This window comes from Jiella sp. M17.18, assembly GCF_041027365.1.
Lineage (GTDB): Bacteria > Pseudomonadota > Alphaproteobacteria > Rhizobiales > Rhizobiaceae > VKMB-3413.
Genome location: NZ_JBFTEH010000001.1, coordinates 271,206 through 283,522 on the forward strand (window position 1 = coordinate 271,206; position 12,317 = coordinate 283,522).

The 12,317-nt window shown below is 65.8% G+C and carries 13 protein-coding genes; 12 read left to right on the plus strand and 1 reads right to left on the minus strand.

Annotated features, from left to right (window positions below; translation table 11 throughout):
• The first annotated feature begins 218 nt into the window (after positions 1–218).
• From AB5S17_RS01300 to fliQ, 9 genes are all read left to right on the plus strand, one after another.
• On the plus strand, positions 219–890 hold the full coding sequence (locus AB5S17_RS01300) for a response regulator transcription factor (protein WP_369235335.1): 672 nt from the start codon (positions 219–221) through the stop codon (positions 888–890).
• Positions 891–1,054: 164 nt separating this feature from the next.
• Complete coding sequence (locus tag AB5S17_RS01305; RefSeq protein ID WP_369235337.1) at positions 1,055–2,344, plus strand: flagellar hook protein FlgE; 1,290 nt, start codon at positions 1,055–1,057, stop codon at positions 2,342–2,344.
• A 38-nt stretch (positions 2,345–2,382) separates the two neighbouring features.
• Entirely contained in the window at positions 2,383–3,840 is a 1,458-nt protein-coding gene (flgK, locus tag AB5S17_RS01310; protein WP_369235339.1) for a flagellar hook-associated protein FlgK, read from the plus strand.
• 11 nt (positions 3,841–3,851) lie between these two features.
• Positions 3,852–4,898 (plus strand): flagellar hook-associated family protein, encoded by a 1,047-nt coding sequence (locus AB5S17_RS01315; RefSeq protein WP_369235341.1) that lies wholly within the window; start codon positions 3,852–3,854, stop codon positions 4,896–4,898.
• Positions 4,899–5,098: 200 nt separating this feature from the next.
• Positions 5,099–5,341 carry a hypothetical protein gene (locus tag AB5S17_RS01320; RefSeq protein WP_369235343.1) on the plus strand — a complete coding sequence of 81 codons (243 nt, stop codon included), beginning with the start codon at positions 5,099–5,101 and terminating at the stop codon, positions 5,339–5,341.
• Between the two features lie 122 nt (positions 5,342–5,463).
• Positions 5,464–5,811 (plus strand): flagellar biosynthesis regulator FlaF, encoded by a 348-nt coding sequence (gene flaF / locus AB5S17_RS01325; RefSeq protein ID WP_369236102.1) that lies wholly within the window; start codon positions 5,464–5,466, stop codon positions 5,809–5,811.
• A 2-nt stretch (positions 5,812–5,813) separates the two neighbouring features.
• Positions 5,814–6,269, plus strand: a complete 456-nt coding sequence (flbT, locus tag AB5S17_RS01330; RefSeq protein ID WP_369235345.1) for a flagellar biosynthesis repressor FlbT — start codon at positions 5,814–5,816, stop codon at positions 6,267–6,269.
• Positions 6,270–6,274: 5 nt separating this feature from the next.
• The gene (gene flgD, locus AB5S17_RS01335; protein WP_369235347.1) at positions 6,275–6,688 is read left to right on the plus strand and encodes a flagellar hook assembly protein FlgD; all 414 of its coding nucleotides are present in this window, start codon (positions 6,275–6,277) and stop codon (positions 6,686–6,688) included.
• 5 nt (positions 6,689–6,693) lie between these two features.
• Positions 6,694–6,963, plus strand: coding sequence for a flagellar biosynthesis protein FliQ (fliQ, locus tag AB5S17_RS01340; protein WP_369235349.1), 270 nt, complete (start codon positions 6,694–6,696; stop codon positions 6,961–6,963).
• Between the two features lie 175 nt (positions 6,964–7,138).
• Here the strand turns inward: fliQ and AB5S17_RS01345 are convergent, their stop codons facing one another.
• Positions 7,139–8,701 (minus strand): peptidoglycan-binding protein, encoded by a 1,563-nt coding sequence (locus tag AB5S17_RS01345; RefSeq protein ID WP_369235351.1) that lies wholly within the window; start codon positions 8,699–8,701, stop codon positions 7,139–7,141.
• A 313-nt stretch (positions 8,702–9,014) separates the two neighbouring features.
• Here AB5S17_RS01345 and flhA point away from each other — a divergent pair, with 313 nt between their 5' ends.
• The 3 genes from flhA to AB5S17_RS01360 are packed head-to-tail and all read left to right on the plus strand — an operon-like array spanning position 9,015 to position 12,261.
• Positions 9,015–11,105, plus strand: a complete 2,091-nt coding sequence (flhA, locus tag AB5S17_RS01350; protein WP_369235353.1) for a flagellar biosynthesis protein FlhA — start codon at positions 9,015–9,017, stop codon at positions 11,103–11,105.
• Positions 11,102–11,857 (plus strand): flagellar biosynthetic protein FliR, encoded by a 756-nt coding sequence (locus AB5S17_RS01355; RefSeq protein ID WP_369235355.1) that lies wholly within the window; start codon positions 11,102–11,104, stop codon positions 11,855–11,857. Before flhA ends, AB5S17_RS01355 begins: the two co-directional genes overlap by 4 nt.
• Positions 11,854–12,261, plus strand: a complete 408-nt coding sequence (locus tag AB5S17_RS01360) for a hypothetical protein (RefSeq protein ID WP_369235357.1) — start codon at positions 11,854–11,856, stop codon at positions 12,259–12,261. Before AB5S17_RS01355 ends, AB5S17_RS01360 begins: the two co-directional genes overlap by 4 nt.
• Positions 12,262–12,317 lie beyond the last annotated feature (56 nt).

Below are 12,317 nucleotides of genomic sequence, written 5' to 3' on the forward strand. Positions count from 1 at the left end.
TTCAGGCCCTGCCTTCTGCGGACCGGCAGACGGGCCAAGCGGGCGTCACCGCGCCCGTTAAGACTTCGTTAACCAAAAATATTTCGTTAAAGATCAGTGTGTTAGCGAAAAGCCGCAAGGGAGGGTTAACGAACCACTAAATCTTGGGATAGGCGCAAGACTCGCGTCAGGTTACCTCTTGTTTACCAACAGCGCGGCGGCGGCCTTGGAGGGGTAAAATGATCGTAGTGGTTGATAATCGTGAGCTTGTGACGAGCGGCTACCAGTCTCTGTTCGCACGTGAAGGCGTGTCGGCGGCGGGCTTCGGTGCCGAGGAATTCCGCGACTGGGTCGAGACGGCGCCGGATGCCGATCTTTCGGCGGTCGAGGCGTTCCTGCTCGGCGATTTCGACGACCGCGCGGTCTCGCCGCGGCTGATCCGCGCCCGTTCGAAGGCGCCGCTGATCGCGCTCTCCGAAAGCCGCAACCTCGACGGCACGCTCGACCTCTTCGCGGCCGGCGTCGACGACGTCGTCGCCAAGCCCGTGCATGTGAAGGAAATCCTCGCCCGGGTGGGCGCCATCCGCCGGCGTGAGGCCAGCGAGGCGGCCCAGACCGTCGTCGGCGAGATCGCCGTCTTTCAGGACGGCCGCGACGCCGAGGTCGCCGGCAAGCCGATGGCTCTGCCGCGGCGCGAGCGCCGCATCCTGGAATATCTGGTGGCCAATCGCGGCCGGCGCGTCTCCAAGCAGCAGCTCTTCAACGCCATCTACGGCATCTTCGACGAGAACGTCGAAGAGAACGTCATCGAGAGCCACATCTCCAAGCTGCGCAAGAAGCTGAAGATGCGGCTCGGCTACGATCCGGTCTCCTCCAAGCGATATCTCGGATACGGCATCGGGGTAGAGTAAAGAAACTTCCTTAATTAAGTACTAACAAAGAGCGCCTCGCATGAACATCATGCGGGGCGTTCGCGTTTGCAGGCGATTACTTCCACGCGGGGGCGATCCGACAGCTAGAGACAAGCTTCCGTGCCTATTGCTGCGGCCGTATGGACGGCACGGAGCACCAGGCCATGAGCATTAACGGCGTCTTTCGAACGAGCGTCTCCGGAATGAACGCGCAGGCGAACCGCCTGTCGGCCATCTCCGACAACATCGGCAATGCCGACACCGAGGGATACAAGCGCAGCGAGACGGAGTTCTCCTCGCTGATCCTTCCGCAGTCGGGCGGCCAATACAATTCCGGTTCCGTCAGCACCCATATCCGGAAGACGATCAGCCAGGCCGGCACCACCGCCACGACGTCGTCGGCAACGGACGTCGCGATCCAGGGCGACGGCTTCTTCGTCGTCCAGGACGGCAGCGGCCGCGACTACTACACGCGTGCCGGTTCATTCGTCGAGAAGACCCAGAACAATGGCGGGACGGAGACGACCTATCTCGTCAACTCGGCCGGCTATCGGCTGACCGGTACGTCGCTGACCGACGGCAGCGCCGGCGCGATCGAACTCCCGGTCGGCAAGCTGATCGCTCCGACGCAGACGAAGTCCGCGGATTTCTCGCTCCAGCTTCCGGCATCGTCGGAGGTCGTCAGTGCGGCTCCGACCGCGACTTCGGCGGCCGGGGCGGCATACACCAAGAAGACATCGGTCGTCGTCTACAATCAGCTCGGCGAGGCGCGGACGCTCGACGTCTACCTGACCAAGACCGCGGATGGCGACGCTACCGCTTCGCCTGCGACGGACGACACCTGGAAGATTTCGATCTTCGATCAGGCTCAGTCGACCAATGGCGGCTTTCCCTATACCAACGTGGCGACCGGAGACACCGGCGTGCACGAAGAGTTCACCGCCACGTTCAATCCCGTGACGGGCAAGGAGACGTCTGGTCTCGGGAAACAAGCGATCGCCTTGGCGGACGGCAGCAGCGTCGACGTCGACTTCTCGTCCCTCACGCAATACGACTCCGATTTCTCCGCCAAGCTCACCGCCGACGGCAACCCCGCCGGCTATATCAGCGACTTCGAGATCAGCGACCAGGGCGTGGTCAACGGTGTGATGAACACCGGCAACAGCATCCCGCTCTTCCAGCTCAATCTCGCGCGCTTCTCCGCCCCGGACCAACTCACCGCGGGCGTCGGCAACGTCTATTCGGCGAGCCTCGCCTCCGGCACGCCCGAGATCGGCGTGCCCGGCGTGAACGGCTTCGGCGCGCTCCAGTCGAACGCGCTGGAACAGTCGAACGTCGACCTCTCCACCGAGCTCACCGACATGATCCAGTCGCAGCGCTCCTACGGCGCCAACTCGAAGGTCTTCCAGACCGGCTCGGAAATTCTCGACGTCATCATCAATCTGAAGCGCTGAGCCGTCGCGCTTCGCCTTTGTGAGGGAACCCCCACGCCATGTCGCTGCTCTCGGCGCTTTCCAACGCAAGATCCTCGCTGGCGACCGTGTCGGCCCAGACGGCGCTGGTGTCGCGCAATATCGGAAATGCGCAGAACACGGCAGCGACACGCAAATACGCCAATCTGTCGGCGGGTGCCGCCGGCGGCGTCCAGGTCGTGTCGATCGCCCAGTCGCAGAACCACGCGCTGTTCCAGTCGATGACGTCGGCCACCGGCGGCCTCGCCGCGGCAAACGCCATGTCGGACTCCCTCACCAGCATCCAGAATGTCGTCGGTGACGTGGACGCGACCACCACGCCCTCCAACACCCTGACGGCGCTGCAGGCGGCGCTGTCGCAATATGCCGTCTCGCCGGAGGACCCGCAGACGGCACGTGCCGCGATCGACGCGGCCAAGGACGTCGTCAACAGCCTCAACAATGCGACCAAGGCGGTCCAGAGCGCCCGCAAGGACGCCGACGACCAGCTGACGGCGGCCGCCTCCGACATGAACGACATCCTGTCGCAGTTCCAGGCGCTCAACGACGGGATCGTGAAGGGAACGGCGACCGGAAGCGACGTAACCGACCTCGTCGACCAGCGCGATCAGCTGGTGACGAAGCTGTCCGGCTATGTCGGCGTGAACGTCCAGGTCCGCAGCGGCAACGACATGGTGCTGACCACCGACTCCGGCATCACGCTATTCGAGACCACCGCACGCTCGGTCGAGTTCACGCCCCAGACGGCGTACGACGCGACGGTGACCGGCAGTCCGTTCAAGATCGACGGGGTCAGCGTCTCGGGAGCCAATTCCGCGATGCCGATCAAGAGCGGCAGCGTCTACGGCCTCTTGACCTTCCGCGACGAGACTGCGGTCACATACCAGGGACAGCTCGACCAGATCGCATCGACGCTCGTCGACGACTTTTCAGAGAGCGGTACTTATAACGCTCAGACCGGTAGCTTTGACCCGGCGACCGGTACCTCTGCCTCCCCGATCCAGAAGTTCCAGGGATTGTTCAATGTCGCCTTGGGCTCGACGGTGGGCGCGGCCGGCTCGATCAGCGTCGATCCGGCCTTCGACAACGACCCGACGCTCCTGCGCGACGGGCAGACCGTCGACTACAACACCACCAACTCCAGTGGCTTCACCGGCCGCCTCAACCAGCTGATCTCCGCCTTTTCGACCCAGAGGTCGTTCGACGGCTCGCTCGGGGCCGGCTCGCAGGGCTCGATCATCAGCTATGCCGGATCGTCGACCGCCTGGCTGCAGGCTCAGCGCTCGGCGGCCAAGGACGACATCGACTACCAGTCGACGCTCCTCTCCGGCACGAAGTCGGCCTTGTCCGACAAGACCGGCGTCAACCTCGACGAGGAGATGACCAATCTCCTCGACCTCGAGCGCTCCTATCAGGCCTCGAGCAAGATCATCTCGACGATCGGCAACATGGTCGATTCGCTTCTCAACATCCGCTGATCGAGGGACAGATGTCGAATTTTCTCGTCTCAAACTATTCGCTTCTGAGCGCGCCGCGCACCGCCGTCTTCAAGATCCAGGACGAGCTGACCTCCCTGCAGAAGGAAGTGACGACCGGGCGTCTCGACGATGTCGGGCTGTCGCTCGGCGGCCGGACCAGCCAGACGGTCTCGCTGCGCTCGCAGCAGACGATCGTCGACAAGCAGCGCGACGCCAACTCGGTGCTCACGCAACGCTTCGACATCATGCAGACCTCGCTGCAGTCGATCGCCGACACGGGCAACACGCTTTTGTCCTCGCTGATCGCCAACGGAACCAGCGATACCGGCACCGCGGCGACCGAGCAGCAGGCCATGTCCAGCCTGCAGCAGATGGTCGGCGCGCTGAACACGTCGTCGGGGACCCGGTTCCTGTTTTCGGGCGCCGCCAGCGACCAGCAGACGCTCAAGTTCAGCGACTTCGTCGGCTCCGGCGCACAGAGCAGCGTCGCGTCGGCGCTGTCGAACTTCATGACGACCAACGGCATCAGCGACATGTCGCAGATGACCGACAGCCAGCTCGACAGCTTCCTCAACGGCGACTTCGCGAACCTCTTCTCCGGTTCGAACTGGACCGCCAACTGGTCCAATGCGGACGACACGCCCGTCTATAACAAGATCAGCGATTCCGAGACCATCAACACCAGCTACTCCGCGAACGACGAGGCCTTCCGCAACATCGCCAAGGCTTACGTGATGATGTCGAGCCTCAACTCCAGCGGGATGAGCGACTCGGCCCGCCAGCTTCTCTCGAACCGGGCGACGCAGAGCCTGAGCCAGGGCCTGTCGCAGATGACCACGCTTCAGGCGCAGATCGGCGGAAGCCAGCAGCGGCTCGACGCGACCGACGCGCAGCTGAAGAGCCGGAGCAACGTGCTGACGCTGTCGATCTCGTCGATGGAGGAGGTCGATCCCTACGAGGCTTCGACGCGCGTGACCAATCTCACCAACCTCCTGGAAGCATCCTACTCGCTGACGGCGAGGATCTCGAAGCTGAGCATCCTGAACTACATCTCGTAAGGCACGCGGTAGGCCGACGGCCATTGTGCGGCCCGGAGCGCCTGACGAAGCCACCGACGCAGATGCCGGCGAGCAGCGGATCCGGCCAAGCCACAGGCAGCGAAAGCTCGGCGGAGACGCGTGAAGAGCCATCAAGCCCGGGGTTTCAGGCAGGGGATGGATCTCACGTTTTGCATGATGCGGGCGGACCGGAGGGACAGATGACGATGACGAAGACGGAAGGAGCCGCCGACGCCATGTCGTTCAAGCGCAGGCCGCTGCGTTCGGCCAAGCTCTCCTGCGGCTGCCTTCGGCTCGCCGTGGGCGGCTGCTGCGAGGGCGCTGCGCCTTGCGCAAGGTGTCGCCGCAGCGCTCGCGCCGAATCCATGCGGGCGGGAACCGGCCTCGGCCGGGCCCTTCCGCTGCCGCGGAAGATGCGCGCGGTCGACGGCGCGCCGTTCTGAACAATTCATCGGTCGGCCGCCCCGGACGTCAGGTCTCGGCAAGATCGACCGGCCAATATCAAGCTTCGCAAAGCCCGGACATGACGACGAGGCGTCGTCCGGGCGATGATCAAGGGGTAGGAATGTACCAGTTCTCTTATGCGGAAGTCGCCCGGGACGTTGAAGTCGATGCACGCGAGCGCGAGCGGCGCGCTCTCGATCACTCGATCGAACTTCTGCGCAAGGCGGAAGAAAATGGCCCCCGCTCACGCGATGCGATCGAGGCGATCTACACCACGCGGAGCCTCTGGGCGATCCTCGTCGAGGATTTGGCGAGCGCCGAGAACGGGCTGCCGGAGGCGCTGCGCGCCGAGCTGATCTCGATCGGCCTGTGGATCATGCGCGAAGCCGAAGCGATCCGGCTCGGCCGTTCGCAGAACTTCGCCGGCATTATCGAGATCACCACACTCATCCGCGACGGATTGAATTGACCATGGCGACGCTCCGCATCTCCCTTCGGGCCGGGGAGCGAATCTTCGTGAACGGCGCGGTCCTGAAGGTGGACCGCAAGACGACGCTGGAATTTCTCAACGACGTGACGTTCCTCCTGGAAAGCCACGTCCTGCAGGCGGAGCAGGCTACGACGCCGCTGCGCCAGCTCTACTTCATCATCCAGATGATCCTGATGGATCCCGACAGCGCCGAGGCGGCCCGAAAGCTGTTTGCCGAGACGCTGCCGACGATGCTGAAGAGCTACAGCAACCGGGACGTCCTCGATGGTCTTCTGGACATCGAAGGTCTGGTGGAGCGAAACCGCAGCTTCGAGGCGCTGAAGCGCCTGCGCACGCTGATCCCGATCGAGGACGACATCCTCGAGGGGCGCACGAGCAAGTCCGCCGCATCCCCCCAACTGCCGCGCCAGGTAGTGCGGCTCGCAGCCGGAGCCTGACAGCGATGACCCTGAGCAGCGTTTCCGGAACCACGACCGGCTCGAACGCCGCCGCCGGCACGGCCGCGGCGACCAAGAAGGCGAGCACGCTCGACTACAACGCGTTCCTGACGCTGCTCGTCGCGCAGATGAAGAACCAGGATCCGCTGAACCCGACGGATTCGACCCAGTTCGTCTCGCAGCTCGCCAGCTTCTCCTCGGTCGAGCAGGCCGTGCAGACCAACACCAAGCTCGATTCGATGATGAACGTCACGGCGCTGACCCAGGCGGACCAGATCATCGGCCGTACCGCGACCTCGGCCGACGGTTCGGTCTCCGGCAAGGTCGCGGCGCTGCGCATCGCCGACGGCGGCGTCCAGGCGGTCCTCACGGATGGCCGGACGCTATCGCTCGCGGCATCCGGAACCACAGTGGAGTAACCGGCATGAACCAGGCCGAAGCCATCGAGATCGTCCGCTCGGCGGTCTGGACCATCGTGCTCGCCTGCGGGCCGGCGGTCGCCGTCGCGATGCTGATCGGCATCCTCATCGCGCTGTTCCAGGCGCTGACGCAGATCCAGGAGGTGACGCTCACCTTCGTGCCGAAGATTCTCGGCATCTTCGTCGTCATCGCCCTGACCGCATCCTTCACGGGGCAGGAGGTCTATTCCTTCACCCAGCAGTCCTATTCGCGCATCGAACACGGCTTCAAGTGACGGCCGAGCGTCGGTAAGCGGCCGCGCCGGCTTCGTTCGCTGCCGACATCGTCATGGAAGCGCACACCGAAGGGTGAACCGCCCGCCATCTTCATCGCCTCCGATCTGAGGCCGGCATGAAACGGGCAGGGGCCGTCACCGACCTCTGCCCGCTCTCTTTCTGGCAGCCCGTGGCTCAGCGGGTCGCCGCGGAGGCGCTGCCGGTCTGACCGGACGTGGTCCCCTGTCCACCGTTTGGCAGGATCCGCACCGTGCCTGCCGTGCCTCCAGCCCCGGAGGTCGCGACGCCCGCTTGGCCGTTCGCGCCGGTTGAAGCGCCGCCGGCCTGGCCGTTGGCGTTGGTGGAACCGGTGAGCGTGCCGCCGGCTGCAGCGCCGTTGCCGGCCTGCCGGCCCGCATTGCGGGACGCGGTGCCTCGCGCTCGCGTTGTTCCGCCGGCCTTGCCTGCGGCCGCGGCCTGCCCGACGCCCTGTCCGTTCTGCACGCCCTGGACGCCCTGCGCCGTGCCGGCGCGGCTCCCCTGCGCCAGCCCGGTCCGGGCGCCGGCATTGCCGAGGTTTCCGGCTCCGGCCTGTGCCCCGACGCCATTGCCGACGCCGTTCGTCTGCTGAAGTCCGCTTCCGCCCGTCCGCGCGGTCGACCGGCCGGTGCCCGCGCCGGGAAGCCAGGTGTTCAGCCCGATCGCGGACAGGAAGGCGGTCGTCAGCCGCCCGGTCGGCTCCAGCCCGTGCGCCTGCTGGTAGTTGAGCACAGCCTGTCTGGCCTGCTTGCTCCACTGTCCGCTGACCGGACCCGCGGAATAGCCGGCCTGGTTGAGCGCCTGAGCCAGCACCCGCACGCCCGCGGGGCTCAGATAGAGCTGCGTTCCGGAGATGGCCTTTTCCTGGGAGAGGCGCTGATTGCTGCTGCCGGACTGGCCGCCGGCCGCGGTGCCGCCGGCTGCTCCCCGCCGGTTCGATGGCGCCGTTCGCCCCGCCGCGTTGCCCTGCGATGCCCCGCCTGCGGCTGTCGCTCCGCCGGACACGCCGCCGGCTCCCGTCCGGCTCCCGGCGTTGCCGCCGGCATAGACCTGGTTCCCGATCCCGAGTGTCTGGATGAGGCTGACATCGAGCAGGCCGACCGGCTCCAGCCCGCGAGCCTGCTCAAAATTCGCCGCCGCCTGCGACGTCTGCTGCGTCCATCGGCCGGTCACGCCGCCGACATTGTAGCCCATCTGGTTCAGCGCCTGCTGGACGACGCGCACCCCGGCCGGACTGATGGTGAGCGGCGCACCGCCGTTCTGCGCCGCGCTTTCCTGTGCGATCCGCTGATTGGTCGACTGGCCCGCGCCCTGCGTTCCGGCGCCTGCGCCTCCGCCGAGGAGGTTGCCGAGACCGAGCGAGCGGACGAGCGAGACGGTCACGCTGCCGCTCGGGGCGAGACCCTGGGCCTGCATGAAGTTGGCCGCGGCCCGTGCCGAGCCCTTGCCCCAGACGCCGTTGACGGCGCCGACATTGTAGCCCTTCTGGTTCAGCGCCTGCTGGATCTGCCGGGTGCCGGCGGGGCTGATGTAGATCTCGGTGCCACGATAGCGGGCCTGTTCCTGGGTGATCCGTTGGCTGCTCACATTCGTGCCCGTGCCCGTGCCTGTGCGCGTGCCCTGGGTGCCTTGCGTCTGCCGAGCCTGCTGGGCGTAGGCCGATCCTGCGGCGAGGACCACGGCGAGGGCCGTCGAGGCCGCGATGCGGTTTGCGTTCATGGCAAATCCACTCCCTCTTGCGTCGATTGAACTTTTTCGGGGCGCTGCGGTTCGGAGCGTCCTGACGGCCGGGCGACCCGGCTCTGTCTCTGCAAGTTCTCCGCCCGGCAGTGGGTTCGCCGAAGATTGCATGGATCGCCAAGCTCTTGCCGGCTAACGGCCGCGCGGTCGGCGGGCCGCCGGTTCCGCCGTTCCGCGGCCGAGGCCAGCCCTGAGCAATCTTCGTTTGCGAGGACCTTTCCTGAACATCGCCGGGGGACGCGACGCGTCGCCTGCCGGCCGCCGCAATGATTGCAGCAACAGGGAATGCGCCATGGCTGTCGACGCGCTGAAATCGGGGCCCGCCGCGGCGCCGAAAAGCAACCGCGACATCGGCTTCGCGATCGCCGTCGTCTTCATCCTGACGGTGCTCTTCGTCCCGATCCCGTCCTTCCTGATCGACATGGGCCTGGCGCTGTCGATCTCGCTGTCGGTCCTGATCCTGATGGTGGCGCTGTGGATCCAGCGCCCGCTCGAATTCTCCGCCTTTCCGACCATCCTCCTGCTCGCCACCATGCTGCGGCTGTCGCTCAACATCGCGACGACGCGAGTCATCCTCTCGCGCGGCAACGAGGGCGTGAACGCGGCCGGTCACGTCATCGGCGGCTTTTCGCAATTCGTCATGGGCGGCGACTTCGTCATCGGCATCGTCGTCTTCCTCATCCTGATCACCATCAACTTCATGGTGATCACCAAGGGTGCGACGCGTATCGCCGAGGTCGGGGCGCGCTTCACCCTCGACGCCATCCCCGGCAAGCAGATGGCGATCGACGCCGATCTTTCCGCCGGGCTCATCGACGAGAAGGAATCGCAGCGCCGGCGCAAGGAGCTCGAAGAGGAGAGCTCCTTCTTCGGCTCGATGGACGGCGCCTCGAAATTCGTGCGCGGCGACGCGGTCGCCGGCCTGATCATCACCGCCGTCAACGTCTTCGGCGGCATCGTCATCGGCATCACCCGCCACGGCATGGACGCGGCGAGCGCCGCCGACGTCTTCACCAAGCTGTCGGTCGGCGACGGTCTCGTCTCGCAGATCCCGGCGCTGATCGTCTCGCTCGCCGCCGGCCTCCTGGTCTCCAAGGGCGGTACGCGCGGCGCGGCCCAGTCGGCAGTCCTCGCCCAGCTCGGCCACTATCCGCGCGCCCTCTGGGTCGCCTCGGTGCTGATGGGCGTGCTCGCGCTGCTGCCGGGCCTGCCCTTCATTCCCTTCACCCTGATCGCCGGGCTCCTCGCCACCGTCGCGTACCTCGTGCCGAAGAAGCGGGAAGAGGAGCTGCGGGTCGTCGAGGCTGCGCGGGCGGAGGAACAGAAGACCGCGCGCGCCGCCGAGAAGAACTCGGTGAAGGAGTCGCTGAAGATCGTCGAGATCGAGCTGGTGCTCGGCAAGCAGACCTCGGCGCATCTCCTCCTGCAGCGGGACGAACTGGCCCTGCGCGTCCAGAAGATGCGCCGGCGCTTTGCCTCGCGCTACGGCTTCGTCGTGCCGGAGATCAAGCTGTCGGACGATCTGTCGATCGACACCAAGTCCTACGAGATCAAGATCCACGGCACGGCCCTCGCGACGCAGCAGCTGCGCCTCGGCGAACTGATGATCGTCCTCGGCGATGCGCCGGCGCCGGACGTGCCGCACGACGTCACCAAGGAACCGGCCTTCGGCATGCGCGCCGCCTGGGTGTCGGAGACCTTCTCCTCGGAACTGAAGCGCCAGGGCTTCGAGCCGATCGACACGCTGTCGATCGTCCTCACCCATCTCTCCGAGGTGATCCGCAACAACCTGGCCCAGCTCCTGTCCTACAAGGACATGCGGGCGCTGCTCGACCGGCTGGAGCCGGAATACAAGCGGCTGATCGACGAGATCATCCCGACGCACATGTCCTATTCGGGCTTGCAGGCGGTGCTGAAGCTGCTGCTCGCCGAGCGCGTCTCGGTGCGCAATCTGAGCCTCATCCTCGAGGCGATCGCCGAGATCGCGCCGCATGTGCGCCGCTCCGAGCAAATCGTCGAGCATGTGCGCATGCGCATGGCGCAGCAGATCTGCGGCGACCTCCTGCACGACGGCAAGCTGAACGTCCTCAGGCTCGGCAATCAGTGGGATCTCGCCTTCCACCAGGCCCTGAAGCGCGATGCCAAGGGCGACGTCGTCGAGTTCGACATCGACCCGCGCCTGGTCGAGCAGTTCGCCACCGAGGCCACCAGGGTCATTCGCGAGAAGATGGACCAGGGCGAGATGTTCGTGCTCGTCTCGGCGCCGGACGCCAGGCCCTATGTCCGGATGATGATCGAGCGGATCTTCGTCAACCTGCCGGTCCTCAGCCATGTCGAGATCGCGCGTGGCGTCGACATCCGGCCGATCGGCTCGATCTCGTGATCACCGACCTGCCGGACGTCGTCCTCGGGATCTTCGTGATCTTCTGCCGGATCGGCAGCTGCCTGCTGCTCCTGCCCGGCGTCTCGTCCAGCCGCATCCCGACGCAGATCCGCCTGTTCCTGGCGCTCGCCATCTCGCTGGCCCTGTCGCCGACGCTGATGCCGATCGTCGAGCCGCTGGTGCGGGCCGACAACGACAACATCCGCCTGCAGCTGATGGTGACCGAGCTCCTCAACGGGCTGTTCATCGGCCTGCTCGGGCGAAGCTTCATGATCGCGCTGGAATTCGCCGGCCATGTTGTCGCCAACTCGATCGGCATGGGCCAGGCGCTGGGCGTTCCGATCGAGGATCGCGAGGCTGCGCCGGCGATCTCCTCGCTGATTACCATGACGGCGACGACGCTGATCTTCGTCCTCAACCTGCATGCCGAGATCGCGCGCGCGCTCGTCGCCTCCTACAACGCGATGCCGCCGGCTGCCGGATTTGCCGCGCGCGGCGACCTGCGGAACATCGTCGACAATCTCGACCAGGCGTTCCACCTCTGCCTGCGCCTGTCGAGCCCGTTCATCCTCTACGCGGTGATCGTCAACTTCGCCATCGGCCTCGCCAACAAGCTGACGCCGACGATCCCGATCTACTTCATCTCGCTTCCCTTCGTCCTGGCCGGCGGCATCGTGCTCTTCGGCTATTCGATCGGGGACTTCCTGATCATGTTCATGAACAACTTCCAGCAATGGGTGTTTCGCGGATGAGCGACAAGAGCGAACGCGTGCGCCGGCTGAACCGCATCCTCAAGGTCCAGGCGCAGAAGCGGCTGCTCGAGGAGTGGCGGATCGGCCAGATGCGCGAGGAGCGCGACGCGCTCGACCGCAGCGACGCCGAACTGATCGCCAGCCTCGGCGAGACCTCGAAGCTGCAGGGACTGTTCATGGACACCAAGGTCCGCACGCTTCGGCGCAACGACCTCGAGCGCCGGGCGATCCACGAGCGCAAGGTGGCGGCCGAGGATCGGCTGCTCGCGGTGCGCCGGGTCGAAAAGGGTGTCGAGAAGGTCCGCGACAAGGCGAAGCTGACGGCCAAGGCCGAGGGCGAGGCGAAAGACCTCGATTCCAGCATCGAATCCTTCCTCGCCCGCAACGGGTCAAGCTTCGAATAAGCCGGCTCTTCTAGAACTCTCGCCAGGGGCCATGCCGCCCAATCCCGAACCGCCGC

Coding starts and splice junctions, on each gene's coding strand:
- AB5S17_RS01320 (WP_369235343.1), top strand. CDS start 5,099: ATGACGATGACGAAGACGGAAGGAGCCGCCGACGCCATGTCGTTCAAG.
- flaF (WP_369236102.1), top strand. CDS start 5,464: ATGTACCAGTTCTCTTATGCGGAAGTCGCCCGGGACGTTGAAGTCGAT.
- flgD (WP_369235347.1), top strand. CDS start 6,275: ATGACCCTGAGCAGCGTTTCCGGAACCACGACCGGCTCGAACGCCGCC.
- flgK (WP_369235339.1), top strand. CDS start 2,383: ATGTCGCTGCTCTCGGCGCTTTCCAACGCAAGATCCTCGCTGGCGACC.
- fliQ (WP_369235349.1), top strand. CDS start 6,694: ATGAACCAGGCCGAAGCCATCGAGATCGTCCGCTCGGCGGTCTGGACC.
- AB5S17_RS01360 (WP_369235357.1), top strand. CDS start 11,854: ATGAGCGACAAGAGCGAACGCGTGCGCCGGCTGAACCGCATCCTCAAG.
- AB5S17_RS01345 (WP_369235351.1), bottom strand. CDS start 8,701: ATGAACGCAAACCGCATCGCGGCCTCGACGGCCCTCGCCGTGGTCCTC.
- AB5S17_RS01305 (WP_369235337.1), top strand. CDS start 1,055: ATGAGCATTAACGGCGTCTTTCGAACGAGCGTCTCCGGAATGAACGCG.
- flhA (WP_369235353.1), top strand. CDS start 9,015: ATGGCTGTCGACGCGCTGAAATCGGGGCCCGCCGCGGCGCCGAAAAGC.
- AB5S17_RS01315 (WP_369235341.1), top strand. CDS start 3,852: ATGTCGAATTTTCTCGTCTCAAACTATTCGCTTCTGAGCGCGCCGCGC.
- AB5S17_RS01300 (WP_369235335.1), top strand. CDS start 219: ATGATCGTAGTGGTTGATAATCGTGAGCTTGTGACGAGCGGCTACCAG.
- flbT (WP_369235345.1), top strand. CDS start 5,814: ATGGCGACGCTCCGCATCTCCCTTCGGGCCGGGGAGCGAATCTTCGTG.